The sequence below is a fragment of the Hydrogenophaga sp. genome (genome assembly GCF_018780385.1).
Lineage (GTDB): Bacteria > Pseudomonadota > Gammaproteobacteria > Burkholderiales > Burkholderiaceae_C > Hydrogenophaga.
This window is the reverse complement of the sequence record NZ_JADMJO010000096.1, coordinates 1-24,813: the sequence shown is the minus strand read 5'-3', so window position 1 is coordinate 24,813 and position 24,813 is coordinate 1. Positions and strand designations below refer to the sequence as shown.

Below are 24,813 nucleotides of genomic sequence, written 5' to 3'. Positions count from 1 at the left end.
CCGCCAAAACAAAAGGGCCCACATGAGTGGGCCCTTTCTCGCGCTGAGCGAATTACTTCTTCTTGCACTCGTCCTTGGCTTTGTTTTCTTCTTTCATGCAATCCACTTTCTTGTCGTCCATTTTGCCGCCGGCATGGCTGGCAGCAAACGCGGGAACGGAAGCCATCATGAATGCAGCGATCATTGCGGAGATGAGAGTTTTCATAGATTACCTTTGGGGATGAAATGTCTTTTGACACCGGCACACAATGGGAAATCGCCCACCGCTGCCATTGCCAAGGATATCGATTTCAATGACCCTCAACCTGACAGACGTTGTTCCCAAGAACGCCCCTCGGGTATTGATTGGATTCAGGTGGAAACCCTATTGCAAAGCTCTGCTGCCCCTTGTAATTAGTGCTTCATTGAGTGCCTGGGCGCAACCCCGGTTGACGCCAGCGCCCGAACAGATCGTATTGCCGGCTTCCGTGCATGCGCAAAACAATCAGGCAGGCTCATTGCGCGAGGTGGAACGCGAATGGCGCAAGAACCGCAACAACCTGCCCGCCTCGCTCGCCTACGCGCGCGCCGTGTTTCTGCTGGGACTGACCGAAGGCGATTTGCGTTGGTACGGCGCGGCCAAGGCAGCGCTGCAACCCTGGTGGAGTGCGAGCACGCTGCCGGCCGACGGCCACTTTCTGCGCGCGCTGGTCAAACAGGGCTTCCACGATTTCAAGGGCGGCATTGACGACCTGAGCGCTGCCATCGCCCTCGATCCAGCGCAACCCGAGTACTGGTCTTGGCGCTTCTCGCTGCACCTGCTCACCGCCAACATGGCTGCGGCGCGGACCGACTGCGATGCCATCGGACAACGCTTCGGCCGCGATGAAGGTCAAGCCTGTGCGGCCACGCTCCTGTACCGCAGCGGTCAGGCGCAGCAAGCCATTCCCGTGTTCAACCGCCTGGTCGACCTGCCGGACTACCAGGGCCCGTTCACGCAGGACTGGCTGCGCTACCACCAGGGCGAGGCCTATCGCACCGCCGGGCAGTACGCACAAGCCATTGCCGTGTGGGAGAAGCACCTGCAGGCGCGACCCAACTCGCACCTGGTGAGGCTCACGCTCACCGAACTGCTGAACCAGCAAGGCCAGTTCGCCAAAGCCCGGCGCTACGCGGACTCGCCCTCACCCACCGACGCACTGCTGGTGCAGGCGCTGCTGGCCAGCCGCGGCCTGAAGGACAGCGACACGCAGCGGATGGCCGACCAGTTCGAAAGCCGGATGAACAACCAGTCCTTGCGCGGCGAGAGCCTGATCGAACGGCCCACCATGGTCTACCTCATCACCTACGGACGCGACAACGCGCAAGGTCTCAAGCTCGCGGCTGAAAACTGGCGCACGCAGAACGAACCGGCTGACGCGGTGCTGCTGGTGCAGGCCGCGCTGAAGGCCAACCAACCCAAACTGGCCGAGCCCGTGCTCGGCTGGATGGCCACCACCGGCTACACCGATCCGGTGCTCAAGGCCCTGAGCGCAGAACTCCAGACCCGTCTGGGCAAATCCTGATGAGCCACCTGTTCCGATGCCTGGCGCGGCGCTGTGCCCTGCCCGCCTTGTTCGTCCTGTTCGCCTGCGCGGCAGCCCCCGCCTTCGCGCACTCCAGCAGCAACAGCTACCTTTCGCTCTCGCAGCGCGACGCCGATCTGGTGCTGCGCACCGACATCAACCTTCGCGACGTGGACCTGATCTTCGATCTGGACGACGACCGCGATGGCCAGGTGAGCTGGGGTGAAACGGCGGCCCGCATCGATGAGCTCACGGCGTGGATGCAGCAAGGCATCACCGTGCGAGGACCATCGGCCGCGTGCGCGCTGCGGCCGCTCGACGTGATGGCCAGCCCGCACTCGGATGGCTTCTACCTCAGCGCGGAATGGACCGTGGCCTGCGCCGATCCCGAGGACATCGCGGCCCGGCGCCTCACCCTCCAGTACAAGCTGATCTTCGACCAGGACAACCTGCACCGCGGTCTGCTCAAGGTGGATCTGCCGGGTGCGCAGAGCAGCGCCATCTTGAGCCCTGACCAACCCGAAGCCGCGTTGCTGGCCGGTGAAGTCTCGGGGTGGTCGGTGTTCACGCGATATGTGGTGGAAGGCATCTGGCACATCTGGATCGGTATCGACCACATCCTCTTCCTGCTCAGCCTGCTGGTGCTCGCGCCGCTCGTGCCGTCACGCGAGCGCGTGACCAACTGGCCTGCGGTGGAGAATTTCCGCACCTCGTTCATGGACGTGCTGGCGGTGGTGACCGCCTTCACCGTGGCGCACTCCATCACGCTGGTGGCGTCCATCCTGGGCTGGGTCAACCCGCCGGTGGCCATCATCGAATCGGTGATCGCGCTCTCGGTGATTCTGGCGGCGCTCAACAACCTGCTCGGCTGGTTCTCGCTCAAGCGCTGGCGCCTGGCCTTCGCCTTCGGCCTCATCCACGGCTTCGGCTTTGCGAATGTGCTGCTCGACCTGGCCCTGCCCGCGCAACAGCTGGCGCTCGCGCTCGGTGGGTTCAACGTGGGCGTCGAGATCGGCCAGCTCGCCATTGTGCTGGCGTTCCTGCCGGTGGCCTGGCTGCTGCGACACACCGCGTTCTACCGCTGGGTGGTGGTGGGGGGTGGGTCGCTCGCCATCTTGGTGATCGGCTCGATCTGGCTGGCTCAGCGCATGGGCTTCTGAACACGCACTGTTACCGGATTGACGACTGGTTCGTACGGTCACGAACAGACGGGTTTTTTCATGGAACCTAACCTGAAGGCCAGTCGGATTCTTCGGCTGCGAGTCTTAAACGCTGCCACGTGCAGCATGTTCAAAGGATCCTCCATGAAAACGTCCAGTTTCATCACTTCCTCGATTGCCGCTTTGGCCGTGGTCGGCTCCGTCGGTCTCGTGTTCGCGCAATCAAGCACGTCCGGCTCCCCATCGACCCCCGCACCTGCGGAAGCCAACCAGTCGGCCCCTTCCACTACCACCACCACGCCCATGGCCACGCCACCCGCTGGCGGCATGACCACCCCCGCACCCGCCACCACCGACAGCGCGAACAACAACGCTTCGATGAACGAACCCGTGGCCCGCGCTGATCGCAACTGATCCGGGCAGCTTGCGCGCAGCGCCCCTTGACCCGCGCGGTCCGGGGGCGTTGTCGTTTGAGCGGATTCGATCCATGGACCCCACCACACCCACTCTGGACGACCCAGGCCCCTGGGTGGCCATCCGCAATGGCGTCATGGTCGGCATGGCCATGCTCGCGTTGCTGTTGCCCCCCGGTGCACCCCGGCCAGACGGCAGCGCGACGCAGCTCACCGCATCGCGCGAACCCGCGGCGCTGCGCCAAGCGGAGCTTGGCGACGTCAATGCTTCAAACGACTTGCGCCACATGGCCAACTGGATTGCCGGCTCAGGCGATCACGCCGCCATGCCGTTCGTGGTGATCGACAAACGCGCGGCACGACTGTATGTGTTCGACGCACAGGCCCGCCTGCTGGACCACACTGCTGTGCTGCTGGGCTCCGCGCACGGCGACGACTCGGTGCCCGGCATCGGCGACAAGGCCATTGCCGACGTGCTGCCCGAAGAACGCACCACGCCAGCCGGTCGATTCAAAGGTCAGCGTGGGCTCAACATCGTTGGTGAGGACGTGGTGTGGGTCGACTACGCCGCTGCCGTTTCCATGCACCGGGTGCGCACCACGCAGCCGAAAGAGCGTCGCCTGCAGCGCCTGGCCAGCGAGACGACGGACGACAACCGCATCAGCTACGGCTGCATCAACGTTCCCGCATCTTTCTTCGACGCGCACATCGCGCCCACGTTCTCGGTACAGCGGGCGATGGTGTACGTGCTGCCCGAACAGAAATCCCTGCACACGGTCTTTGGCGTGCAGGTTCCCGAGGCCCTCCACGCCGAGCAGGCACAAGGGCATTTGGCTCAGATGATTAAGTAATTAACAACCAAAAATCCATTCGTTCCCGAATTGCACCGAAGCCCGGATCATCCGGTCACTTCAACAGTTCACACAAGGAACGACATGACCACCCGCCGCCAACTCATTCAGGCCCTCGCGGCCACCGCCCTCACCGCCAGTGCCCTGTCTGCCGTGGCCCAGCCCGCCCCGGTGACCTTGCTCAACGTGTCCTACGACCCCACGCGCGAGCTGTACGTGGAGTACAACGCTGCGTTCATCAAACACTGGAAAGCCAAGACCGGCCAGGACGTGACCATCAAACAAAGCCATGGTGGCTCGGGCAAGCAGGCGCGCTCCATCATCGACGGCCTGGACGCCGACGTGGCCACGCTGGCCCTGGCTGGCGACACCGACGCGCTGCACACCAACGGTGGCTGGATTCCGAAAGACTGGCAGAAACGTCTGCCACTCAACAGCTCGCCCTACACCTCCACCATCGTGCTGGTGACGCGCGCGGGCAACCCCAAGAACATCAAGGACTGGGATGACCTGATCCGCCCCGATGTGAAGGTCATCACCCCCAACCCCAAGACCTCGGGCGGCGCGCGCTGGAACTACCTGGCCGCATGGGAATTCGCCAAACGCAAGTTTGGCAGCGACGCCAAGGCGCAGGAATTCGTGGCCAGGCTCTACGCCAACGTGCCGGTGCTCGACTCTGGCGCGCGCGGCTCCTCCATCACCTTCGCGCAGCGCGCCCAGGGCGACGTGTTCATCTCCTGGGAAAACGAGGCCTACCTGCTGGAGAAGGAATTCGGCAACAAGGTCGACTTCGTCTACCCCTCGCTCTCGATCCTGGCCGAGCCCGCCGTGACGGTGGTCGACAAGAACGTCGACAAGAAGGGCACGCGCGCCGTGGCCCAGGCCTACCTGGAGTACCTCTACACCGAAGAAGCGCAGGACATCATCGGCAAACACTTCTACCGCCCCACCTCGACCAAGGCCCAGGCCAAGTACGCCAAGCAGTTGCCCAAGCTCAACCTCTTCAAGATCGAAGACGCGTTCGGTGGCTGGGAGCAGGCGGCCAAAGTGCACTTTGCCGACGGCGGCACCTTTGACCAGATCTACACCAAGAAGTAAACCGGTTCTGCTGTCACACACGATTCAGGGAAGAACAACGTGTCCATTCTGTTGATCGCCGGCAGCCCGTCCGAGCATTCGCGGTCCGCCGCGCTGCTCGATGCGGTGTCCCAGCGGCTGGGGTTGCGCCACGCGCTCATCGAGCGTCTGCACATCCGCGATCTTTCACCCCAGGCCTTGCTGCTGGCGGACGTGGGCCACAAGTCCATTCGTGCCGCGGTGAGCCAGGTTGAGACGGCCCGTGCCATCGTGGTGGCCACGCCGGTCTACAAGGCGGCCTACAGCGGCGTGCTCAAGGTCTTCCTGGACCTGCTGCCGCAATCGGCCCTGAAGGGCAAGGTGGTGCTGCCGCTGGCCACGGGTGGCAGCCCGCACCACATGCTCGCGCTCGACTACGCGCTGCGCCCCGTGCTGCAGTCGCTGGCCGCGCGCCACATCCTGCCCGGGGTCTACGCCACTGACGCGCAGATCCCGAAGGACACCGAAGGCGAGTACCAGGTGGGTTCCGAAATCGGCGACCGCCTCGACGACGCCGTGCACACCCTGTTGCACGAAGGCTTGCGAATGCCGTTCGCCACGGGCTTTGCATCCGTGCCGTTTTCCCAGGTGCGATGTAGCGTCTGACCCGCTGCGAGCCGGGACCACCCGGCCGATCTTTCCCGCATCCCCATTCCGTTTTTTCAGCCACCACACCCGGTGGCCGGGGCGCCCTTTGCCCGCGCGCGGCCACCCACCAAGGAATTCACCATGAACCACCCGATCGAACACCTCGCCTCTGCGGAGGCGCACGCCAACCCGCCCACACCCCTGGCCAGCCGTCTCAATCGATTCAAGCGCTGGGCATTTGCCCTGCTCGCCGCGGCCATCGCCGCTGCGGGTCTGGCGCTGCTGGTGTTGCCAGCGCCCTCGGCCCATGCCCAAAACAGGAGTGAGCTGCGCATCGGTTACCAGAAGTCGGCGAGTCTGTTCGTGCTGCAGAAGGCCCAGGGCACGCTGGAGAAGAAGCTTGGCTCCCTGGGCTTCGGCGTGAAGTGGGTCGAGTTTCCCGCCGGACCCCAACTGCTCGAAGGCCTGAACGTGGGCGCGGTGGACGTGGGCTACGTGGGTGAGGCGCCGCCCATCTTCGCGCAGGCCGCGGGTGCCCAGTTCGTCTACTTCGGTGTCGACCCTGCGGCGCCGCGTGCCGAGGCCATCCTCGTCACCAGGGACTCCCCCATCAAGTCGGTGGCCGATCTCAAAGGCAAGAAGGTGGCGCTCAACAAAGGCAGCAACGTGCACTACCTGCTGGTCAAGCAGCTCGAAAAACACGGCCTGAAACTCACCGACATCCAGCCCGTTTACCTGGCCCCGGCCGACGGCCGCGCCGCCTTCGAGAGCAAGAATGTGGACGCCTGGGTGATCTGGGATCCGTTCCAGGCTGCCGCCGAAAAAGCCACCGGCGCCCGCGTGCTGGCCGACGGCACGGGCGGTGTGGTCAACAACTACCAGTACTACCTGGGCGCGCGCAACTTCGTGACGAAGAACCCCAAGGTGATCGAAGCCCTGTTCGAGGACTCGGTGGCGCAAGGCATCTGGCTCAAGAAGAACCTGCGCCAGGCGGCCGAGCTGATCGCACCGCTGCAGGGCCTGCCGGTCGAGGTGGTGGAGCTCGCGCTGCAGCGCTACGAGTTCAACGTCAAGCCGATCACCCCCGCCGTGGCCGCCGACCAGCAAAAGATCGCCGACACCTTCTTCGATCTCAAGCTGATCCCCAAGGCCATCCAGGTCAGCGAAGCGGTCGTCATCTCCCAGCCCTGATGCGACAGCCCTGAACACCCACCGGAAGGAAGCCACCATGTCCGACACATCCCACCCACCGGTCTCGCGCCGCCACCTCTTCAAGCTGCTGGCGGTCACCGCTACCGCCTGGGGCATTGCCGCGGCGAAGGCCCGCGCGCAGACCACCACCGACAAACCTGCTGCGCCCGGGCCTGCCCTGCTGCGCATCGGCTACCAGAAGTCCGCCGCCAACCTCGTCATCATCAAGCAGCAGGGCTGGCTTGAACAGCGCCTGCCTGGCACCAAGGTCAGCTGGATCGAGTTTCCCGCCGGGCCGCAGTTGCTCGAAGCGCTGGCCGTGGGCGCGCTCGAATTCGGCCTGACCGGCGATTCACCCCCGGTGTTCGCCCAGGCCGCCGGCAAGGACCTGCTCTACGTAGGCGCCGAGCCGCCCAAGCCCGACAGCTCGGCGCTGCTGGTGCTCGGCGACTCGCCGCTCAAAACCCTCGCCGATCTCAAGGGCCGCAAGATCGCGGTGCAGAAGGGATCGAGCGCGCACTACCTGCTGGTGCGCGCGGTCGACAAGGCCGGCCTGCAGTGGAACGACATCCAGCCGATCTACCTCACCCCGGCCGACGCACGCGCCGCCTTCGAACGCAGGAGCGTGGACGCCTGGGCGATCTGGGATCCGTTCTACGCTGCCACCGAACTGGCCGTGCGGCCGCGTGTGCTCGCCACCGGCCGCGACCTCGCGAGCAACAACTCGTTCTACCTGGCTTCGCGCCCGTTCGCCACCGAGCACACGGCCACGCTGCTCACGCTGTTCGAGGAGCTCACGCGCGCCGACCGCTTCGTGCAGCAGAAGCGGCCCGAGGCCATCAAGCTGATCGCCGACTTCAGCGGGCTCGACGCCGGCGTGGTCAGCCTGTTCCTGCAGCGGCGGCCTCCTTCTCCGGTCGGGCCACTCACACCGGCCACGGTGATCGACCAGCAGCGCGTGGCCGATGCCTTTCACCGCATTGGTCTCATCCCCAAACCCGTGAAGGTCGCCGACATCGTGTGGCGACCGGATTTCTCGAAAAAGAACGCATCATGAAAATCTTCTGGTTCATCCCCACCCACGGCGACAGCCGCTACCTCGGCACCGTCGAGGGTGCGCGCGCGCTCAGCCACGACTACCTCAAACAGGTCGCGCAAGCGGCGGATAGCCTGGGTTACGAAGGCGTTCTGATTCCCACCGGCCGCTCCTGCGAAGACCCGTGGGTGGTCGCGGCCAGCCTGCTGCCGGTGACGCAGCGGCTGAAGTTCCTGGTGGCCGTGCGCCCCGGCCTGCACCAGCCGGCGTTGGCCGCGCGCATGGCCGCCAGCTTCGACCGCCTCTCGGGCGGGCGCCTGCTGATCAACCTCGTCACCGGCGGCGACCGCGCAGAGCTCGAAGGCGACGGCGTGTTCCTGGACCACGCGCAGCGCTACGAACAATCGGCCGAGTTCATCCGCATCTGGCGCGAGATCCTCTCGCGCAGCCATGCCGGCGAGAGCTTCGATTTCGACGGCGAGCACCTGCAGGTGAAGGGCGCCAAGCTGTTCTTCCCGCCGCTGCAGAACCCGCACCCGCCGGTGTACTTCGGTGGTTCGTCCGAAGCCGCGCACGAGCTGGCCGCCGAGCAGGTCGACACCTACCTCACCTGGGGCGAACCGCCGGCCGACGTGGCAAAGAAGGTGGCCGATGTGCGCGCCAGAGCAGCCAGGCATGGCCGCACAGTGAAGTTCGGCATCCGCCTGCACGTGATCGTGCGCGAGACCGATGACGAAGCCTGGCGCGCCGCCGAATCGCTGATCAGCCGGCTCGACGACGACACCGTGATCCGTGCGCAGAACGCGTTCTCGAAGATGGATTCCGAAGGCCAGCGCCGCATGGCCGCGCTGCACGCCGGGGGCAAGAAGCGCACGCGCGCCGACCTGGAGATCAGCCCCAACCTGTGGGCGGGTGTGGGCCTGGTGCGCGGTGGCGCCGGCACCGCGCTGGTGGGCGACCCGCAGACCGTGGCCGAGCGCATCCAGGAATACGCCGAGCTGGGGCTGGAGAACTTCATTTTCTCGGGCTACCCGCACCTGGAAGAGGCCTACCGCTTCGCCGAGCTGGTGTTCCCGCTGCTGCCGCGCGCGCTGCGCGAGAAGCTGCCCGGCCCCACGCTGAGCGGTCCGTTCGGTGAAGCCGTGGCCAACGTGTTCGTGCCCCGCGCTTCGCAAAGCTGAGGTGCCACGTCATGAGCATCCATTCGATCAACCACGTGCAGCTGGGCTTTCCGGCTGGCCAGCAGTCGCTGGTACGCCACTTCTACGGCGAGCTGCTGGGTCTCAAGGAATTCCGAGCCGGCGGCGGGAATGCCCTGCGCTTTTTCGCCGGCCCACAGCGGGTGGACCTGGTGCCGGTGGCGAACTGGCACGGCACGCCCACGCCTGCACACCTGGCCTTTGAAGTGCAGAACCTGCCGGGCTTTCGCGCCAAGCTGCTCGCAGCCGGCTTCGAGCTCGACGAAACCCGCCCGCTCGGTGGCCACCTGCGCTTCTACGTGAACGACCCGGCTGGCAACACGCTGGAGTTCCTCGAACCCGACCTGTCCCAGGAACATACCCAATGACGACGATCCAGACCTTCCGAGAAGCTCCCGTGACGCCGATCCCCGACACGATCGATGCACCCGGCTGGGGATTCACGCCGGACACCGACTTCAGAGCGCTGCTGGGGCGCGTGCTGCGCTCGGCCTGGAAGCGTTTTCTCCCGTGGCTGGTCCCCGCGCTGCTCATTGCGGTGTGGCAAGCGTCTTCGTCGTTCGGCTGGTTGTCCACGCGCGTCTTGCCCGCGCCCCTGGCCGTGGTCACGGCGTTCTGGACACTCGCCGTCTCCGGTGAACTCTGGACCCACGTGCAGGTGAGCGCCGGGCGCGCGCTGATCGGGCTGGCCATCGGCGGCGGTCTGGGCCTGCTGCTGGGGTTGCTGACCGGCTCGGTGCGTTTCTTCGAGACGCTGCTGGATTCCAGCATCCAGATGGTGCGCAACATCCCGGCGCTCGCGCTCATTCCGCTGGTGATCCTGTGGTTCGGCATCGACGAGGCGGCCAAGCTCTTCCTGATCTCGGTGGCCGTGTTCTTCCCGATCTACCTCAACACCTTCCACGGCATCCGCAACGTGGACCCGGGCCTGATCGAGATGGGCCGCACCTACGGCCTCTCCCGCTGGGGCCTGTACACGCAGATCATCCTGCCCGGCGCGCTGTCTTCCATCCTGGTCGGTCTGCGGTTCTCGCTCGGCCTGATGTGGGTGATCCTGATCGTGGCCGAGACCATTTCGGCGCAGGCCGGCATCGGTTACCTCACGATGAATGCGCGCGAATTCCTGCAGACCGACATCGTGCTCGTGGGCATCCTGCTCTATGCGGCGCTGGGCAAGCTGGCCGACGTGTTTGCACGCGGCCTGGAGAACTACTGGCTGCGCTGGCACCCGGGCTACCAGGGAGGCAAGGCATGACGCACTCACATGCTTCCGTTCGCCCTGAGCTTGTCGAAGGGCTCACCAACACCTCGGCACGGCTTCGACAGGCTCAGCCCGAACGGGGTGTTGCTACGTCTACCGGTGTGCGCCTGCAACTCAAAGGCCTGAGCAAGCGCTACGGCGCGCGCGAGGTTCTGCGCGACAACGAGCTCATCATCGAACCGGGCGAATTCGTCGCCATCGTCGGCCGCAGCGGCTGCGGCAAGAGCACGCTGCTGCGCCTGGTCGCCGGCCTGGAACAGGCCAGCGGCGGCGAGCTGCTGCTCGACGGCAAGCCCGTCGATGGCCTGCACGAAGACACCCGCATCATGTTCCAGGACGCGCGCCTGTTGCCCTGGAAGCGCGTGGTCGACAACGTGGCACTGGGTTTGCCCAAAGAGCGTCGCAGGGACGCCGAGGCCGTGCTGGGCCAGGTCGGCCTGGGCGACCGCCTGGCCGACTGGCCGGCCAAGCTCTCGGGTGGCCAACGCCAGCGCGTCTCGCTGGCCCGCGCGCTGGTGCATCGGCCGCAGCTGCTGCTGCTCGACGAGCCTTTGGGTGCGCTGGACGCGCTCACCCGCATCGAGATGCACGAACTCATCGAAGGCCTGTGGAAGCGCCACGGCTTCACCGCGCTGCTGGTCACACACGACGTGCAGGAAGCGGTGGCTCTGGCCGACCGCGTGATCCTGATCGAGGACGGCGCCATTGCGCTGGACGAGCGCGTGCCGCTGGCGCGCCCGCGCTCGCGTGGTGATGCCACCTTCGCCGCGATCGAGAAGCGCATCCTCGACCGCGTGCTGCAGGTGCCCGACAGCGCACCGCCTTCCATCGATCCTCCATGGCCCGGCACCCTCGCTCACGGCCTGCGCTGGGCCATCTGAATCCCTTCTCGCTTTCTGTTCAAACCAAAGGAATACACCGTGTCCATTCAAGCCATCAACGTTCGCAACCAGTTCAAGGGCAAGGTCAAGGAAATCATCCGTGGCGACGTGGTCTCCGAGGTCGATGTCGAAACGCCCTGGGGCATCGTCACCTCCGTCATCACCACCCGCTCGGTGGTTGACCTCGACCTGAAGGTGGGGTCGGAAGTCGTGGCCTTGGTGAAGTCGACCGAAGTCTCCATCGCCAAACTCTGATCTGCAGAACCCCAACCCCATCAAGGAGCCCCCTGTGCACACCGACCACACCCCCTACCTGCGCCGCCGCGATGTTGGCCGCGCGCTGCTCGCCCTCTCGGCCTGGGCCTCGGGCCTGGGCTCTTCGGCCTGGGCACAGGCCCCACTGCCCAAGGAAGTGCGGATCGGTTTCCAGAAGGGCTCGGCGATTCTCGTGCTGATCAAAAAACAGCAAGCGATTGAAGCGCGCCTGAAGTCCTTGGGCGTGACCAACGTGAAATGGGTCGAATTCCAGTTTGGCCCACCGCTGCTGGAAGCACTGGGTGCCGGTGCCATCGACCTCGGATCCGTGGGTGACACGCCACCCATCTTTGCGCAGGCCGGTGGCTCCAACCTCGTCTACGCCGCCGCCACGCCATCGGCCCAGCACGCGGTGCTGGTGCCGAAAAACTCGCCCATCAAAACCCTGGCCGAGCTCAAGGGCAAAAAGGTCGCCTTCGGCAAAGGCTCGAGCGCACAGAACGTGACGGTGAAGGCCCTCGCGCTGGTCGGCCTTAAGTTTGACGACATCGTGCCGACCTATCTGTCCCCCGCCGACGCCACCGCCGCCTTCAACGGCGGCAACATCGACGCCTGGGTGGTCTGGGACCCGTACCACGCCATTGCCGAAGAACGCTACGGCGCACGCGCCATCGCCAACACCGCCGACAAGCGACTGGCCAGCTCGTCGTACTACATCGCCTCCAGGAGCTTTGCCACCCAGCACCCGGCCGTGCTCTCGACCGTGCTCGACGAGATCCGCAAGGTCACGGTGTGGGCCGGCAACCACCGCGATGAGCTCGCCACCCTCGCATCGGAAGCGACAGGCATCGACGTGAAATCCTGGTCGGCCGCCTTCGCGCGCGCGGAGTTTTCTCTTGGCCCCGTGACCGACGCCCACATCGCCCAGCAACAGCAACTGGCCGACACCTTCCAGGCCCTGGGCATCATCCCGCGCAAGATCAATGTGAGCGACATCGTCTGGCGCGCGCCCGCTCCCCAATGACGCTGCAGGCGGTGGCCACGGGCGGCTGGGTTGCGGTGGGTGAGTTGGTCGACAATCTCTCCCTTCACCAACCCAATCAAGGAACCTGAAATGCCCAAGGCGTACTGGATGGCCACCTACCGATCGATCAACGACCCCGCCGCACTCGCGGCCTACGCGGCACTCGCCGGCCCCGCCATTCAGGCCGCGGGTGGACGTTTCCTGGCGCGTGGCATGCCCGCGAAGGTGTATGAGGCGGCTGTCAACCAGCGCGCCGTGTTGATCGAGTTCGACAGCGTGGCGCAGGCCACCGGCGCGCACGACAGCCCGGCCTACCAGGAAGCGCTGAAGGCCCTGGGCCAGGGCGCTGAACGCGACATCCGGATCATCGAAGCGGTGGCGTAAAAGCCCGACTTCACCTGCGGAGGCGCCATGCATCTGGAAGGTTCATGCCATTGCGGCAGCGTCAAGTTCTCGGTCGAATCCACCGAGCCCGTTCCGTTCATGCGGTGCTACTGCTCCATCTGTCGAAAGACGGCCGGTACCGGTGGCTACGCCATCAACCTCGGCGCCGACCACCGCACCCTGAAGGTGACCGGCAAACGCCACCTGCGCATCTACCAGGCGCAGATCATCGAGGGCGACCATGTGCGGCACAGCAGCGCGCAACGTCATTTTTGCGGCAAGTGCGGCACGGCACTCTGGTTGTGGGACCCCACCTGGCCCGAGCTGGTGCATCCGCACGCCGGTGCCATCGACACGCCCTTGCCCACGCCGCCGGCGAATGTGCATCTCATGCTGGGCTCGAAGGCCTCATGGGTTCCAGTGGAAGGCAGCAAGGACGACGAGCGCTTTGACGTGTACCCCGACTTTTCGCTCAAGGAATGGCATCAGCGACACCTGTGAGCAGGGTCTGGCTTACCGGCCTTTGCGAGCAGCCGCCTTCAACTCCCGGGCGCTCAACAGGTGCTCGGGGCTGTCGACCAGACGCTGGACCGCGAGGTCGATGAAGGCACGTGCCCGCGCCGGTTGTGAATGGCGGCTGCCGAAGTACACGAAGTAGTTCGACCGGGTGGGGATGTGATCGACCAGCAGCGGCACCAGTTGTTTTGACCGGATGAAGGGTGCAGCCGTCACGCCCGCGAGCTGCCCGATCACCTGACCCGCCAGCACGGCTTGCAGCTCCAGCATTTCGTCGTTGGTGCAGATGCTGGGCGTCACCGCCTGCTCCACGGTGTCGTCGCCCATCTTGAGGCGCCAGGGCACGATGGCTCCCGTGGCGGGATGCCGGAACACACTGCACCGGTGCGACTGCAGCGACGCCACGCTGTCCGGATGGCCATGGCGCTCCAGGTACGCGGGCGATGCACACACGATCATCTGAACAGGAAACAGGCGCCGCGCAATCACGCCTTCGTGCGCAGACGATCCGAGCCGGAAGCCGACATCGACGCGGTCCTCGACCCAGTTGCCCACACGGTCTTCCAACTGCACGTCGGGCACGATCTCGGGGTACAGGCCACAGAACTCTTCCAGCAGCGGCCACAGCACCGGTTGGAACGCTGTTCGTGGGCCCACGATGCGCAGCGGCCCCGCAATGTCGTCCTTCGCCCGCTTCGCCGTGTTCAAGGCCCTTTGCAGACCCAACAGCGCAGGTTGGGCAATCTCCAGAAACTGGCGGCCCTCGTCGGTCAGCGCCATCACGCGCGTGGTTCGGTGAAAGAGGCGCACGTTCAGGTGCTGCTCCAGCTGGGTGAGCGCCTGGCTGGCCGCCTGCGGGCTGATCTCCAACGCTGCGGCGGCTTTGCGCAAGCTGCCCAGCTCGGTGGCCTTGATGAAGACGGAGATGGTGCGCAGTTCGTTGAATGCCATGGGGGTCTCGTGCGATGAACTGTGTTGTTTTGCTTGTCAATCCATCAAGCATTTGCAGTCTATTCGCATGCCAATCGTTTTCCTAGACTTGGCCGCAACACCGCGTTTTCCAAGGAACACCTCATGAAGCTGCTCACCACCGCCGTCATGGCCGCCGCGCTGCTGACACCCCTGATGGCTGCCGCACAAGCGACGCGTGCGCAGCAGCTGATGGGCGATGTCGCGCCCAAGCTCGCCCAACTCACCGACGATGTGCTGTTCGGCGATGTCTGGGCCAGGCCGGGGCTCTCGCGGCGCGACCGCAGCCTGGTGACCGTGAGCGCGCTGATCGCGCTCAACCGGCCCGACCAGTTGCGATCACACATGGCGCTCGCACGAGACAACGGCGTGACCCAGGAAGAACTGGTCGAGGCGTTGACGCAGTTGGCCTTCTACACCGGTTGGCCCAACGCCGTGACGGCGGTGGGCGTGGTGCGCGACGTGTTCGCGACCCGACCATGAACGTGAACTGGATGCGTGCCACCGCCCTGGCCCTGACGGTGGGCATGTCGACGATCACTGCGGCACAAACCGGGGCCGCCGTCGTGACCCGCGTGGGCACACAGCCTTCCAGCGCAGGCCCCGAGCAGTACTTCACCGGATCGGTCCGTGTGGACAGCCGCTTCCAGGCAGCGTCACCTGCCCGGGTGGGCGGCGGCATCGTGACCTTCGAGCCCGGTGCACACACGGCCTGGCACACGCACCCACTGGGCCAGACCCTCATCGTCACTGCGGGCGTGGGTCGCGTGCAGACATGGGGCGATGCCGTTCAGGAGATTCGCCCCGGCGATGTGGTGTGGATACCGCCGGGCGCCAAGCATTGGCACGGCGCGAGTCCCACGGTGGGCATGAGCCATGTCGCCATCTCCGAGTCCCTCAACGGCACATCGGTGGAGTGGATGGAAAAGCTCGGGCGGGAGCAGTACGGGCAGTGATCCGGCCAACGCTGGCGTTGTGTCCGATACGCCGCCAGGCTTTCAACACATCGATGCCGCTGCAGGCATCTCGAACCAGGAATCTTCACCATGTTCAACACAGACCCACACACCTCTTGCGCTCCGGACCCCCAGGGCCTTCAACGGCGACAGCTGCTGGCCACCACCGCCAGCCTGGGCATCGCTCCCTGGCTGCTGTCCGCCTGCGCCAGCCCGGCCGGCACCAACACCTCCAGCCCACAAGCCACGGGACAACGCCGCAAGCTCGGTGGGCTCGAGGTGTCCTCGATCGGGCTGGGATGCCAATGGCGCCCGGGCGCAACGCCCGGGGTGGTGTCCGACCTCTACAGCAGCCGGATGGACCGGCCGGCTGCTCTGCGGTTGATTCGTCGGGCCGCGGAGAAAGGCGTCACGCTGTTCGACACCGCCGAAGCGTACGGGCCTTTCCTCTCGGAAGACATCTTGGGTGAGGCGCTTCAGGGCATTCGCAACCAGGTCGTGGTATCCACCAAGTTCGGCTTCGACATCGATCAAAAGACCGGTCAGCGCCTGGGCGGCACCCAGAGCCGGCCCGAGCACATCAAGCAGGTGGTCGAAGGCCAGCTGCGTCGCCTCAGGACCGACCGGATCGACCTGCTGTACCAGCATCGGGTGGACCCGCTGGTGCCCATCGAGGACGTGGCCGGCGCCGTGAAAGACCTGATGGCACAAGGCAAGGTGCTGCACTGGGGTCTGTCCGAGCCCGGTGTGCAGACCATCCGCCGCGCGCACGCCGTGCAGCCGCTCTCAGCGATCCAGAACGAGTACTCCATGTTGTGGCGCGGCCCCGAGGCGCAGGTGCTCCCGCTGTGTGAGGAACTCGGCATCGGCTTGGTGTGCTGGAGTCCGCTGGGCATGGGTTTCCTGGCCGGCTCGGTGCGCTCCGATGCGCGCTTCGAGTCCGCACCTCCCGTGCCGGATTTCCGCGCCGCGGTGCCCCGCTTCGCACCCGATGCCCTGCCGGCCAACATGGCGCTGGTCGACGTGGTCCGGGCCTGGGCGCAGCGCAAGAACGCCACGCCCGCCCAGCTGAGCCTGGCCTGGCTGCTGGCGCAAAAGCCCTGGATCGTCCCCATTCCGGGCACCACGAATGTGGCCCACATGGAAGAGAACATCGGCGCCGCGGCCATCTCGTTCACACCCGATGAGTTGCGGCAACTGAACGCAGCGGTGGCCGCGGTTCGCATCCAGGGTGATCGCCTGCCCCCGGCGGTGATGCGGATGGCCGGGGTGGAGGCGCCTCTCAAGCGCTGATCAGGACGAGCTTGCTCTTGGCCCCGTGCGGCCCTGCGGCGCGCCCGGCCGTGGCAGCCCGCTCAGGGAAACGCGGGGATGTCCGGCTCCGTCCCCTCCAGGTGCGCCTCGGGATGCAATTCCTGCAGCCGCTTTTCGATGGTCTCGACCCGCCACATGGACACGTCCACCATCAGCAGCACCTGACCACGCTCGATCTGCGCGGCGAAGCGCTGCAGGCGCTTGCTGGGCGTGGAGATGCCGATCATGGAGGACGTCCAGATGCCAAACAGCGCGCCAAAGATGGCCAGTCCGGGAACAACCAATCCCAGTTGCGTCCCGTCACCCCCGATGGGATAGAACACGGCCACCAGTGCCCCCAGCAGCCCGCCGAGGCCCGCGCCGACGACCAGGCCTATCTCGGCCGAGCGCACCACGTCGGAGGTTTGCAGCACGTTGGCCGCGTGCAGGCCGCGCATGTCGGTTCCCTCCCGGGCGACGAAATGGATGTGGCGCTCCTCGATGTGCGCCAGCAGCAGGTCGTCCATCGTGGCGCGGGCACTTTTCAGGTCAGGCAGAAGCCAGTAGATACGTTTGCGCATGATCAACTCCTTTGGGATGGTTTCAATGGTTTGCGCTTGTCTTCAGTTCCACCACCGGCGCGAAGAATTCACTGCGCGACAGGAAGGTGTAGTCGGCCTCCAGCGCACCGATGCCGATCAGCGTGATCAGCAGCAGCGGTGGCACCAGGATGGCGTAGACAAGGGCCAGGCGCTCCCACACCATGTGCATGAAGACGGCCACGATCAGCCCCGCCTTCAGCAGCATGAAGATGATGATGAGCGACCAGCGCAACAGGCCCTGCACCTGGGCGTAGTCCACCATGTAGGAGGCGGCGCTCAGCACGAACAGCAGGCCCCAGATCTTGAAGTAGATGCCCAGGGGATGCTGCTGGCCCTTGTCGTTCGAGCCGCCGCCGTGCTCTGCGTGCTGTCCGTGTTCTGCGTGGTCCATGTGAGGCTCCCTTGGCCTACCAGAGGTAGAAGAACGCGAAGATGAAGACCCACACCAGGTCCACGAAGTGCCAGTACAGGCCCATGATCTCCACGATCTCGTAGTTGCCCTTGCGGTGGGTGAGGAAGCCGGGCCGCTCGTGGTCGAGGTCGCCGCGCGCCACCTTGGCGGCGACGATGACCAGGAAGATCACGCCGATGCTCACGTGCGTTCCGTGGAAGCCCGTGATCATGAAGAAGGAGGCGCCGAACTGCGCCGCACCCCAGGGGTTGCCCCAGGGCCGCACGCCCTCGGAGATGAGCTTGTACCACTCGAAGGCCTGCATGCCGACGAAGGTGGCCCCGAGCACCGCGGTGGCCACCAGCAGCCAGAAGGTCGTCCGGCGGTTGCGCCGGTAGCCGTAGTTGACCGCGAGGGCCATCGTGCCGCTGCTGGAGATCAACACGAAGGTCATGAAGGCGATCAGCAGCAGGGGCACGTTCTTGCCGAACATCATGAGCGAGAACACCTCGCTCGTGTTGGGCCAGGGCGTGACGGTCGACATGCGCGCCGACATGTACGCGATCAGGAAGCTGCCGAAGATGAAGGTGTCCGAAAGCAGGAAGATCCACATCATCGGCTTGCCCCAGGGCACGCCCTTGAAGGCGCGCTGGTCCGAGGCGACGTCACGCACGGCGCCGCGCCAGCCCTCGCCTGCCGCCAACATCGCTTCGTTCACCATGGTTTATCTCCGGTCAGAGGGGCGCGGCGGAACAGATCGCCAGCCCCAGGTCTTCCGACACCAGCAGCACGTACAGCAGCAACCACACCGCCAGCAGGTAGTGCCAATAGGTGGCGCACAGTTCGCAGGCCAGTCGCATGCGCGCGGCGTCGGCCCCGCGCCAGACCCGCAGCGAGGCCCGCGCCCAGGCCACCAGCCCGCCCAGCACGTGCAGGCCGTGCACCGCCGTGAACAGGTAGAAGAAGGCGGTGGCCGCGCTGCTGGAGAGGAGGAGGCCTGCGTCGTGGTACTGCTTCCACACGTAGAGCTGGCCGGCCAGGAAGGCGAAGGTCAGCAGGCCGCTGGCGGCCAGGCCGCGGCGCACGTTGCCGGCATCGGCACGGCGCGCGGAGTACACGGTCCATTCCATGGCCAGGCTGGCCCCCATCAGGAAGACGGTATTGAGCAGCAGGAGGCGCGGCCGCGGAATGGGACTCCAGTCGGCCAGGCCCAGCCGCATGACATAGGCGCTGACGAACAGAACAAACAGGGAACTGGCCACGCCGAGGAAGACCCACAGCGCCACCTTGGCCGTGGGCATGGCCGCCAGGCCCACGCGCACCTCGGGCACCACCACCTCGGCGCGCCAGGGCTCCACCAGGGTCTGCCGCATCAGCCACCCGACGATGACGGCCACCAGCAGCGATAGAAAGATCAGGCCGATGGTCATGGCATCAGGCTCCAGTCGGCCGATCGTTCCTGGCCCACGCTTCGGCCGCCACTTCCGAGGGCGGCACGTTCTGCGGGATGTAGTCGGTCTTCAGGCCTGCAACGCCGTAGTCGTAGGCCCAGCGGTGCACCGTCGGCAGTTCCTTGCCGAAGTTGCCATGGGCGGGCGGTGTCTCGGGCGTCATCCATTCCAGGCTGGTGGCCTGCCAGGGATTGCCGCCCGCGGGCTTGCCCTTGAAATAGCTGTGCGCCAGGTTGTAGAAAAAGACCAGTTGCACCGCGCCGACCACGAAGGCCGCCAACGAGATCCAGACATTGAGCAGGTGCGCCGAGTCCGGGATGAAGTTGGTGCCACCGAAGCCGTAGTAGCGCCGCGGGACCCCCATGAAGCCCAGGTAGTGCATGGGATAGAAGATGGCGTAGGTGCCGACGAAGGTCACCCAGAAGTGCAACTTGCCCATGGTGTCGTCAAGCATGCGACCTGTGACCTTGGGATACCAGTGATAGATGGCGCCGAACACCACCAGCACCGGCGCGATGCCCATCACCATGTGGAAGTGGGCCACGACGAACATGGTGTCCGACAGCGGCAGGTCGACCACCACGTTGCCGAGGAACAGCCCCGTCAAGCCGCCGTTGACGAAGGTGAAGATGAAGGCGATGGCGAACAGCATCGGCACGTTCAGGCGGATGTTGCCCTTCCACAGGGTCAGCACCCAGTTGTAGACCTTGATCGCCGTGGGCACCGCGATGATCAGGGTGGTGGTGGCGAAGAAGAAGCCGAAGTACGGGTTCATGCCGCTCACGTACATGTGGTGCGCCCACACGATGAAGCTCAGGCCGCCGATGATCAGGATCGCCCACACCATCATGCGGTAGCCGAAGATGCTCTTGCGCGAGTGCACGCTGATAAGGTCCGACACGATGCCGAAGGCCGGCAGCGCCACGATGTAGACCTCCGGGTGGCCGAAGAACCAGAACAGGTGCTGGAACAGCAGCGGGCTGCCACCGGTGTGGCCGAGCTGCTGGCCCTTGGAGACCAGCGCGGGCATGAAGAAGCTGGTGCCCAGCGTCTGGTCGAGGAACATCATGATGGCGCTCACGAACAGCGCCGGAAAGGCCAGCAGCGCCATGATCGTGGCCATGAAGATGCCCCACACCGTCAGCGGCATCCGCATCAGGGTCATGCCTCGGGTGCGCGCCTGCAGCACGGTCACCACGTAGTTGAGGCCACCCATGGTGAATCCGATGACGAACACGCCCAGCGAGATCAGCATCAGCAGGATGCCCCAGTTGGCGCCCGGTGTGCCGTCCAGGATGGCCTGCGGCGGATAGAGCGTCCAGCCTGCGCCGGTGGGCCCGCCCGGCACGAAAAAGCTGGCCACCAGGATCAGCACGGCCGCCAGGTAGATCCAGTAGCTGAGCATGTTGACGTAGGGGAACACCATGTCGCGCGCGCCCACCATCAGCGGGATCAGGTAGTTGCCGAAGCCTCCCAGGAACAGCGCCGTCAGCAGGTAGATCACCATGATCATCCCGTGCATGCTCACCAGCTGCAGGTAGACGACCGGATCGATGAACGAGACCTGGCCCGGAAAGCCCAGCTGCAATCGCATGAGCCAGGAGAACACCAGCGCCACCAGGCCGATGGCCATGGCGGTCAGCGCGTACTGGATCGCGATGACCTTGGCGTCCTGGCTCCAGATGTACTTGCCGATGAAGGTCTTGGGGTGGTAGAGGTGGGCCTCTGCCACTTCCGCCGGCGGAGCGACTTCCGTTTCGTCGTGCGCGACATGAGTGCCCATTCAGCCTCCCCGGTGTGGTTTCAACGCGTGTTGATGTAGGCGAGCATGTCGCCGACCGCGGCGTCGTCCCTGAGCATTTCCGAGACCAGTCCCATCTGGCCGCCGTAGATGTCCTGCGGGTGCGCACCGCGCACGCCCTCACGGAAGTTCTTCAGTTGCGTGGCCATGTACCAGTCGTTCATGCCCTGCAGCCGCGGCGCGTTGGTCGCTGCAATGCCCTGGCCCTCGGCGCCGTGGCAGGCGGCGCAGGTGGCCCAGCGCGCACGTCCCTTGTCGGCGTTGCCCTTGATGGTGCTTGCCGGCCGGGTGTCGGGCAGCGAGGCGATGTAGGCCACCACGTCGGCGACGGCGCTGCCATCCGCCAGCGTGGCCGCCATGGGCGCCATCATCTTGCCGAAGGTGTCTTTCTCGTGCGTTCCCCGGGCGCCGCTCTTGAACAGGTGCAGCTGCCGCTCGAGGTACCACGCGCTCTGCCCCGCGAGCTTGGGCGAGTTGAGCGCCACGTTGCCCTCGCCGTTGGCGCCGTGGCAGGCGACGCAGACGGCATAGAGGTTCTTGCCGATGGTGGCATTGGCGGCTGGCGTGTCGCGCAACTGGGCATAGGTTGGTTGCTTCTCCAACCAGGCGGCGTAAGCGGCGGGCTCGTCCACCACCAGGCGGCCGCGCATGGCGAAGTGGCCGACGCCACACAGTTCCTCGCACAGCAGGTCGAAGGAGCCCGTACGGATGGGCGTGAACCAGGTATAGGTGACCATGCCGGGCACCATGTCCATCTTCACCCGCATTTCGGCGATGGCGAAGTTGTGCAGGACGTCCTTGGAGCGCAGCAGCAGCTTGAGCGGCTTGCCCAGCGGCACCCGCAGTTCCGGGGTGGTCAGCAGGATGTCGTCGCGGCCGGCGGCATCCGTGGGATTCATGCCGAAGGGATTGGCGTCCGTCACGTAGCGGGCGTGGGTGGTTCCGAGCTTGTCGTCCTTGCCGGGCAGGCGATAGCTCCAGTGCCATTGCTGCGCAACTGCCTCGACCACCTGCGCTTCCTGCGGCACGTTGACGACCTGCGACCACACCACCAAGCCGGGCGCGAGCATGGCGGCGACGCCGACGGCTGTGAGGACCAGCAGCCACCATTCGAGCTTCTTGTTCTCGGGCTGGTATTCGGCGTGCGAGCCTGGGCGATGGCGGTAGCGGATCACCGCCCAGGCCATGAAGAGGCTGAGGGCGACAAAGACGAAACCGGTCACCCAGAAGGTGATGGTGATCGTGGTGTCGATGGCCTGCCAGTTGGAGGCGATCGGCGTGAAGTACCAGGGGCTCAGGAAGTGGAAGAGGACCGAGCCCAGCGCCAGGATGACGAGTGCGAGGGCGATCGCCATGCTAGGACTCCGTCGCAGTTCGTTTCAGTCGCCAGTAGAGGACGGCGGCCACACAGCCGAAGACGAGGTGCGCGGCCAGGGTGGCCGTGCCACGCAGGCCGGCCAGCCAGGGAAAGAATGCAGTGAGCCCTTCGAAGTTGACCACGTACAGCAGCAAGCCCATGAACGCGCCCGTCACCAATGCCTGTAGCGGCTCGGTGTCGAGCCGCAGCTGCGCCAGAATGACCGCCAGCACCAGTCCGAAGACGATGCCCAGCACGTAATGGGTGAGCAGCGCGATGAAGACCACGCTGACGCTGAAGCGGTAATCGCCCGTTTGCAGGCTGTCGGTTACGCCGCTGAAGATCGGCGCAATCATGTGGGACGTCCGCCAGGGGCCGTCAGGGTTGAAGATGGTCGACCAGACCAGGTCCAGGACCATCAGCACGGCACCCGCAGCGAAACCGGAGACCGCTGCCGCGACCCAGTCCATCGCACGCCAGCGCCTGCTGCGCAAACCAAGAAACGTGTCCATGGTGCCCCCCTCGTGCGCGAGTTGTGCCCATGCTGTCCGGCCTGCGCCGGAACAACGCCCGGTAACCTTGTACACCCGTTAACCCGTCAACGCAAGCAAGCGCACTTGGGGCCGACGGCGTGGATGGATCAGCGCAGGCACAGTTGGAATGGGAATGCCCCTTCCCCAAATGGGAGACCCACCCACCGAATGGTCTGGGGCCAGCCCACCACCTATATTGCTTTCCATGAACAACATGGCCCCTGCGGATGTGAACACCAGCCCCAAGACATCGGTCGACAAGGAAAAGATCCGCTTTCTGTTGCTGGAAGGCATACACCCCTCTGCCGTTGACGTGCTGAAGGCGGCCGGCTACTCCAGGATCGAGAGCCTTCCCGGTGCACTGCCGGAGGCGGAACTCAAAGCCCGCATCGCGGACGCCCATTTCCTGGGCATACGCTCACGCACTCAGCTCACGGTTGAGGTGCTGGCCCATGCCCGCCGGTTGACAGCCGTGGGGTGCTTCTGCATCGGCACGAACCAGGTGGACCTTGCGGCGGCGCGGGAACGGGGTATTGCGGTTTTCAATGCACCGTTTTCCAACACCCGATCCGTTGCCGAGCTGGTGCTCGCCGAGGCCATTCTGTTGATGCGTGGCGTTCCCGAAAAAAACGCGGTCGCCCATCGGGGCGGATGGCTCAAATCCGCCAGCAACGCGTACGAGATCCGAGGCAAGACGCTGGGCATCGTGGGCTACGGGGCCATCGGCACGCAGCTGTCGGTGCTGGCCGAAGGGCTGGGAATGAAGGTGGTTTTCTTCGATATCACCGCCAAACTTCCCATGGGCAATTCGCGGCCAATGTCCACCCTGGCCGAGTTGCTGTCGGTGTCTGATGTGGTGAGCCTGCATGTGCCGGAAACCGCTGACACGCAATGGATGATCGGCGCACCTCAAATCGCGCTCATGAAACCGCAATCGGTGTTGATCAACGCCTCGCGCGGCAGTGTGGTCGAACTTGAAGCGCTGGCCAGCGCACTGCGTCGCAAGACCTTGCTGGGTGCCGCCATCGACGTGTTCCCGCAAGAGCCTCATGGCAACGACGACAGCTTCGAGTCACCCCTGCGCGGCCTGGACAACGTGATCCTCACGCCCCACATTGGCGGATCGACGCTGGAAGCGCAGGAGAACATCGGTGTCGAGGTGGCGGAAAAACTCGTCAAGTACAGCGACAACGGCACCACCACCTCGGCGGTCAACTTTCCCGAAGTGGCCTTGCCGGCACACCCGGGCAAGCACCGTCTGCTGCACATCCACCACAACGTCCCTGGTGTGCTCTCCAGCATCAACCGCATCTTTTCGGACCTCCACATCAACATTGCGGCGCAGTACCTGCAAACGCGCGAGAACGTGGGCTACGTGGTGATGGACATCGAAGCGGCCCACTCAGAACTGGCGTTGTCCCGACTGGCCGAGGTGCCCGGAACACTGCGCAGCCGCGTCTTGTTTTGAGGCGTTCGTACCAGTTGGAGCGCGCGGGTTCCAGGCGCATCGGTCTCACGCCATGTAGACGGCGATGAAGGCCAGCATGAAGATGAGGATGGCGCCCATGATGGGCAACAACAGAGGCATGTAGTGCACCACCGAATCGAGAATGTCTTCAGCCTGCTCCTCGGCGTACGCTCGCAGCTCTGGGTCCGAGTATTCCAGGGGATGTTCGGCCAGGGCCTGATCTGGCGGTGGTTGTCGGTGCGGCATGGTGATCTCCTTTTTTGGTCTCATTCGCCCGGGGGGGCGAACGGCTTCTCCGCCCTTGCAAGGCGATCGGCTCTTGCAGTGTGCCCCGATCTCTCTTTCTCGCGTGTGTCTTTTCGTCAGACCCCGTGGATCTCAGGCCTCGCGGCCCTCGATGTCCTCGCCCAGCGCGTGCAGGAGTTGCTCGACGAAGGCACCCATGGCCGGCAGTGCGTGCGGCAGAAACATGCCTGTGTGGTCCACACATCGCGCGACTCGCCGGCGTCCATGTCGCTCCATATGCCAAGCCCCCATAAACAAACTACTTCATAGTTGTTTGGTTATTTGGAA

At 65.1% G+C, this 24,813-nt stretch carries 30 protein-coding genes; 20 read left to right on the top strand and 10 right to left on the bottom strand.

Going from position 1 to position 24,813, the window contains the following annotated elements:
• Nucleotides 1–52: 52 nt before the first annotated feature.
• A complete protein-coding gene (locus IV113_RS21865; protein ID WP_291089496.1) occupies nucleotides 53–205 on the bottom strand; it encodes a hypothetical protein in 153 nt (50 codons plus the stop codon).
• A gap of 262 nt (nucleotides 206–467) precedes the next feature.
• Between IV113_RS21865 and IV113_RS21860 the strand changes: the two genes are divergently transcribed.
• From IV113_RS21860 to IV113_RS21785, 16 genes are all read left to right on the top strand, one after another.
• Nucleotides 468–1,544, top strand: coding sequence for a tetratricopeptide repeat protein (locus IV113_RS21860; protein WP_291089493.1), 1,077 nt, complete (start codon nucleotides 468–470; stop codon nucleotides 1,542–1,544).
• Entirely contained in the window at nucleotides 1,544–2,704 is a 1,161-nt protein-coding gene (locus IV113_RS21855) for a HupE/UreJ family protein (RefSeq protein ID WP_291089490.1), read from the top strand. Before IV113_RS21860 ends, IV113_RS21855 begins: the two co-directional genes overlap by 1 nt.
• 144 nt (nucleotides 2,705–2,848) lie before the next feature.
• A complete protein-coding gene (locus tag IV113_RS21850) occupies nucleotides 2,849–3,118 on the top strand; it encodes a hypothetical protein (protein ID WP_291089487.1) in 270 nt (89 codons plus the stop codon).
• Between the two features lie 73 nt (nucleotides 3,119–3,191).
• Nucleotides 3,192–3,968 (top strand): hypothetical protein, encoded by a 777-nt coding sequence (locus tag IV113_RS21845; RefSeq protein ID WP_291089484.1) that lies wholly within the window; start codon nucleotides 3,192–3,194, stop codon nucleotides 3,966–3,968.
• Nucleotides 3,969–4,052: 84 nt separating this feature from the next.
• Nucleotides 4,053–5,066 carry a sulfate ABC transporter substrate-binding protein gene (locus IV113_RS21840; RefSeq protein WP_291089481.1) on the top strand — a complete coding sequence of 338 codons (1,014 nt, stop codon included), beginning with the start codon at nucleotides 4,053–4,055 and terminating at the stop codon, nucleotides 5,064–5,066.
• Nucleotides 5,067–5,105: 39 nt separating this feature from the next.
• The gene (gene ssuE / locus IV113_RS21835; protein WP_291089478.1) at nucleotides 5,106–5,690 is read left to right on the top strand and encodes an NADPH-dependent FMN reductase; all 585 of its coding nucleotides are present in this window, start codon (nucleotides 5,106–5,108) and stop codon (nucleotides 5,688–5,690) included.
• A gap of 123 nt (nucleotides 5,691–5,813) precedes the next feature.
• The gene (locus IV113_RS21830; RefSeq protein WP_291089475.1) at nucleotides 5,814–6,863 is read left to right on the top strand and encodes a sulfonate ABC transporter substrate-binding protein; all 1,050 of its coding nucleotides are present in this window, start codon (nucleotides 5,814–5,816) and stop codon (nucleotides 6,861–6,863) included.
• 37 nt (nucleotides 6,864–6,900) lie between these two features.
• Nucleotides 6,901–7,920: an aliphatic sulfonate ABC transporter substrate-binding protein gene (locus IV113_RS21825; RefSeq protein WP_291089472.1), complete on the top strand. Its 1,020-nt coding sequence runs from the start codon at nucleotides 6,901–6,903 to the stop codon at nucleotides 7,918–7,920.
• Nucleotides 7,917–9,080, top strand: a complete 1,164-nt coding sequence (ssuD, locus tag IV113_RS21820; protein WP_291089469.1) for an FMNH2-dependent alkanesulfonate monooxygenase — start codon at nucleotides 7,917–7,919, stop codon at nucleotides 9,078–9,080. The genes IV113_RS21825 and ssuD overlap by 4 nt, the downstream gene beginning before the upstream one ends.
• Before the next feature lie 11 nt (nucleotides 9,081–9,091).
• Nucleotides 9,092–9,466 carry a VOC family protein gene (locus tag IV113_RS21815; protein ID WP_291089466.1) on the top strand — a complete coding sequence of 125 codons (375 nt, stop codon included), beginning with the start codon at nucleotides 9,092–9,094 and terminating at the stop codon, nucleotides 9,464–9,466.
• Nucleotides 9,463–10,353, top strand: a complete 891-nt coding sequence (ssuC, locus tag IV113_RS21810; RefSeq protein ID WP_291089464.1) for an aliphatic sulfonate ABC transporter permease SsuC — start codon at nucleotides 9,463–9,465, stop codon at nucleotides 10,351–10,353. The genes IV113_RS21815 and ssuC overlap by 4 nt, the downstream gene beginning before the upstream one ends.
• On the top strand, nucleotides 10,350–11,240 hold the full coding sequence (locus IV113_RS21805; RefSeq protein WP_291089461.1) for an ATP-binding cassette domain-containing protein: 891 nt from the start codon (nucleotides 10,350–10,352) through the stop codon (nucleotides 11,238–11,240). The genes ssuC and IV113_RS21805 overlap by 4 nt, the downstream gene beginning before the upstream one ends.
• Before the next feature lie 39 nt (nucleotides 11,241–11,279).
• Complete coding sequence (locus tag IV113_RS21800) at nucleotides 11,280–11,495, top strand: TOBE domain-containing protein (RefSeq protein ID WP_291089458.1); 216 nt, start codon at nucleotides 11,280–11,282, stop codon at nucleotides 11,493–11,495.
• 34 nt (nucleotides 11,496–11,529) lie between these two features.
• Nucleotides 11,530–12,519 (top strand): sulfonate ABC transporter substrate-binding protein, encoded by a 990-nt coding sequence (locus IV113_RS21795; RefSeq protein WP_291089455.1) that lies wholly within the window; start codon nucleotides 11,530–11,532, stop codon nucleotides 12,517–12,519.
• Between the two features lie 90 nt (nucleotides 12,520–12,609).
• A complete protein-coding gene (locus IV113_RS21790) occupies nucleotides 12,610–12,903 on the top strand; it encodes a DUF1330 domain-containing protein (protein ID WP_291089452.1) in 294 nt (97 codons plus the stop codon).
• Between the two features lie 27 nt (nucleotides 12,904–12,930).
• Nucleotides 12,931–13,404 carry a GFA family protein gene (locus IV113_RS21785; protein WP_291089449.1) on the top strand — a complete coding sequence of 158 codons (474 nt, stop codon included), beginning with the start codon at nucleotides 12,931–12,933 and terminating at the stop codon, nucleotides 13,402–13,404.
• Between the two features lie 12 nt (nucleotides 13,405–13,416).
• On the opposite strand, the gene IV113_RS21780 is transcribed toward IV113_RS21785, so the two are convergent.
• Nucleotides 13,417–14,370 carry a LysR family transcriptional regulator gene (locus IV113_RS21780; RefSeq protein ID WP_291089446.1) on the bottom strand — a complete coding sequence of 318 codons (954 nt, stop codon included), beginning with the start codon at nucleotides 14,368–14,370 and terminating at the stop codon, nucleotides 13,417–13,419.
• 123 nt (nucleotides 14,371–14,493) lie between these two features.
• Between IV113_RS21780 and IV113_RS21775 the strand changes: the two genes are divergently transcribed.
• The 3 genes from IV113_RS21775 to IV113_RS21765 all read left to right on the top strand — a co-directional run bounded on the left by IV113_RS21775 (nucleotide 14,494) and on the right by IV113_RS21765 (nucleotide 16,637).
• Nucleotides 14,494–14,871 (top strand): carboxymuconolactone decarboxylase family protein, encoded by a 378-nt coding sequence (locus IV113_RS21775; protein ID WP_291089443.1) that lies wholly within the window; start codon nucleotides 14,494–14,496, stop codon nucleotides 14,869–14,871.
• Complete coding sequence (locus IV113_RS21770) at nucleotides 14,868–15,344, top strand: cupin domain-containing protein (protein ID WP_291089441.1); 477 nt, start codon at nucleotides 14,868–14,870, stop codon at nucleotides 15,342–15,344. Before IV113_RS21775 ends, IV113_RS21770 begins: the two co-directional genes overlap by 4 nt.
• Before the next feature lie 90 nt (nucleotides 15,345–15,434).
• Nucleotides 15,435–16,637, top strand: a complete 1,203-nt coding sequence (locus IV113_RS21765) for an aldo/keto reductase (protein WP_291089438.1) — start codon at nucleotides 15,435–15,437, stop codon at nucleotides 16,635–16,637.
• A gap of 62 nt (nucleotides 16,638–16,699) precedes the next feature.
• Here IV113_RS21765 and IV113_RS21760 read toward each other — a convergent pair whose 3' ends face one another.
• The 7 genes from IV113_RS21760 to IV113_RS21730 form a co-directional block, all read right to left on the bottom strand.
• A complete protein-coding gene (locus tag IV113_RS21760; RefSeq protein WP_291089435.1) occupies nucleotides 16,700–17,218 on the bottom strand; it encodes a DUF1269 domain-containing protein in 519 nt (172 codons plus the stop codon).
• 22 nt (nucleotides 17,219–17,240) lie between these two features.
• A complete protein-coding gene (locus tag IV113_RS21755) occupies nucleotides 17,241–17,630 on the bottom strand; it encodes a cytochrome C oxidase subunit IV family protein (protein ID WP_291089433.1) in 390 nt (129 codons plus the stop codon).
• A gap of 16 nt (nucleotides 17,631–17,646) precedes the next feature.
• The gene (locus IV113_RS21750) at nucleotides 17,647–18,351 is read right to left on the bottom strand and encodes a heme-copper oxidase subunit III family protein (protein ID WP_291089430.1); all 705 of its coding nucleotides are present in this window, start codon (nucleotides 18,349–18,351) and stop codon (nucleotides 17,647–17,649) included.
• 13 nt (nucleotides 18,352–18,364) lie between these two features.
• The gene (locus tag IV113_RS21745; protein ID WP_291089427.1) at nucleotides 18,365–19,060 is read right to left on the bottom strand and encodes a cytochrome c oxidase subunit 3; all 696 of its coding nucleotides are present in this window, start codon (nucleotides 19,058–19,060) and stop codon (nucleotides 18,365–18,367) included.
• A 4-nt stretch (nucleotides 19,061–19,064) separates the two neighbouring features.
• Complete coding sequence (locus tag IV113_RS21740) at nucleotides 19,065–20,813, bottom strand: cbb3-type cytochrome c oxidase subunit I (RefSeq protein ID WP_291089600.1); 1,749 nt, start codon at nucleotides 20,811–20,813, stop codon at nucleotides 19,065–19,067.
• A gap of 71 nt (nucleotides 20,814–20,884) precedes the next feature.
• Complete coding sequence (locus IV113_RS21735) at nucleotides 20,885–22,237, bottom strand: c-type cytochrome (protein WP_291089425.1); 1,353 nt, start codon at nucleotides 22,235–22,237, stop codon at nucleotides 20,885–20,887.
• Between the two features lies 1 nt (nucleotide 22,238).
• Nucleotides 22,239–22,751: a hypothetical protein gene (locus tag IV113_RS21730; RefSeq protein ID WP_291089423.1), complete on the bottom strand. Its 513-nt coding sequence runs from the start codon at nucleotides 22,749–22,751 to the stop codon at nucleotides 22,239–22,241.
• A gap of 235 nt (nucleotides 22,752–22,986) precedes the next feature.
• Here IV113_RS21730 and serA point away from each other — a divergent pair, with 235 nt between their 5' ends.
• Entirely contained in the window at nucleotides 22,987–24,240 is a 1,254-nt protein-coding gene (gene serA, locus IV113_RS21725; RefSeq protein ID WP_291089597.1) for a phosphoglycerate dehydrogenase, read from the top strand.
• A gap of 45 nt (nucleotides 24,241–24,285) precedes the next feature.
• Here serA and IV113_RS21720 read toward each other — a convergent pair whose 3' ends face one another.
• Nucleotides 24,286–24,486 carry a hypothetical protein gene (locus tag IV113_RS21720; RefSeq protein ID WP_291089603.1) on the bottom strand — a complete coding sequence of 67 codons (201 nt, stop codon included), beginning with the start codon at nucleotides 24,484–24,486 and terminating at the stop codon, nucleotides 24,286–24,288.
• Nucleotides 24,487–24,813 lie beyond the last annotated feature (327 nt).

What these genes read in the sequence shown, in the direction of transcription:
- IV113_RS21805 (WP_291089461.1), top strand. Translation starts at nt 10,350, where the DNA reads ATGACGCACTCACATGCTTCCGTTCGCCCTGAGCTTGTCGAAGGGCTC.
- IV113_RS21845 (WP_291089484.1), top strand. Translation starts at nt 3,192, where the DNA reads ATGGACCCCACCACACCCACTCTGGACGACCCAGGCCCCTGGGTGGCC.
- IV113_RS21790 (WP_291089452.1), top strand. Translation starts at nt 12,610, where the DNA reads ATGCCCAAGGCGTACTGGATGGCCACCTACCGATCGATCAACGACCCC.
- IV113_RS21745 (WP_291089427.1), bottom strand. Translation starts at nt 19,060, where the DNA reads ATGACCATCGGCCTGATCTTTCTATCGCTGCTGGTGGCCGTCATCGTC.
- IV113_RS21830 (WP_291089475.1), top strand. Translation starts at nt 5,814, where the DNA reads ATGAACCACCCGATCGAACACCTCGCCTCTGCGGAGGCGCACGCCAAC.
- serA (WP_291089597.1), top strand. Translation starts at nt 22,987, where the DNA reads ATGGCCCCTGCGGATGTGAACACCAGCCCCAAGACATCGGTCGACAAG.
- IV113_RS21850 (WP_291089487.1), top strand. Translation starts at nt 2,849, where the DNA reads ATGAAAACGTCCAGTTTCATCACTTCCTCGATTGCCGCTTTGGCCGTG.
- IV113_RS21785 (WP_291089449.1), top strand. Translation starts at nt 12,931, where the DNA reads ATGCATCTGGAAGGTTCATGCCATTGCGGCAGCGTCAAGTTCTCGGTC.
- ssuC (WP_291089464.1), top strand. Translation starts at nt 9,463, where the DNA reads ATGACGACGATCCAGACCTTCCGAGAAGCTCCCGTGACGCCGATCCCC.
- IV113_RS21755 (WP_291089433.1), bottom strand. Translation starts at nt 17,630, where the DNA reads ATGGACCACGCAGAACACGGACAGCACGCAGAGCACGGCGGCGGCTCG.
- IV113_RS21780 (WP_291089446.1), bottom strand. Translation starts at nt 14,370, where the DNA reads ATGGCATTCAACGAACTGCGCACCATCTCCGTCTTCATCAAGGCCACC.
- IV113_RS21735 (WP_291089425.1), bottom strand. Translation starts at nt 22,237, where the DNA reads ATGGCGATCGCCCTCGCACTCGTCATCCTGGCGCTGGGCTCGGTCCTC.
- IV113_RS21865 (WP_291089496.1), bottom strand. Translation starts at nt 205, where the DNA reads ATGAAAACTCTCATCTCCGCAATGATCGCTGCATTCATGATGGCTTCC.
- IV113_RS21855 (WP_291089490.1), top strand. Translation starts at nt 1,544, where the DNA reads ATGAGCCACCTGTTCCGATGCCTGGCGCGGCGCTGTGCCCTGCCCGCC.
- IV113_RS21760 (WP_291089435.1), bottom strand. Translation starts at nt 17,218, where the DNA reads ATGCGCAAACGTATCTACTGGCTTCTGCCTGACCTGAAAAGTGCCCGC.
- IV113_RS21815 (WP_291089466.1), top strand. Translation starts at nt 9,092, where the DNA reads ATGAGCATCCATTCGATCAACCACGTGCAGCTGGGCTTTCCGGCTGGC.
- IV113_RS21750 (WP_291089430.1), bottom strand. Translation starts at nt 18,351, where the DNA reads ATGGTGAACGAAGCGATGTTGGCGGCAGGCGAGGGCTGGCGCGGCGCC.
- IV113_RS21765 (WP_291089438.1), top strand. Translation starts at nt 15,435, where the DNA reads ATGTTCAACACAGACCCACACACCTCTTGCGCTCCGGACCCCCAGGGC.
- IV113_RS21825 (WP_291089472.1), top strand. Translation starts at nt 6,901, where the DNA reads ATGTCCGACACATCCCACCCACCGGTCTCGCGCCGCCACCTCTTCAAG.
- IV113_RS21775 (WP_291089443.1), top strand. Translation starts at nt 14,494, where the DNA reads ATGAAGCTGCTCACCACCGCCGTCATGGCCGCCGCGCTGCTGACACCC.
- IV113_RS21730 (WP_291089423.1), bottom strand. Translation starts at nt 22,751, where the DNA reads ATGGACACGTTTCTTGGTTTGCGCAGCAGGCGCTGGCGTGCGATGGAC.
- IV113_RS21840 (WP_291089481.1), top strand. Translation starts at nt 4,053, where the DNA reads ATGACCACCCGCCGCCAACTCATTCAGGCCCTCGCGGCCACCGCCCTC.
- IV113_RS21770 (WP_291089441.1), top strand. Translation starts at nt 14,868, where the DNA reads ATGAACGTGAACTGGATGCGTGCCACCGCCCTGGCCCTGACGGTGGGC.
- ssuD (WP_291089469.1), top strand. Translation starts at nt 7,917, where the DNA reads ATGAAAATCTTCTGGTTCATCCCCACCCACGGCGACAGCCGCTACCTC.
- IV113_RS21720 (WP_291089603.1), bottom strand. Translation starts at nt 24,486, where the DNA reads ATGCCGCACCGACAACCACCGCCAGATCAGGCCCTGGCCGAACATCCC.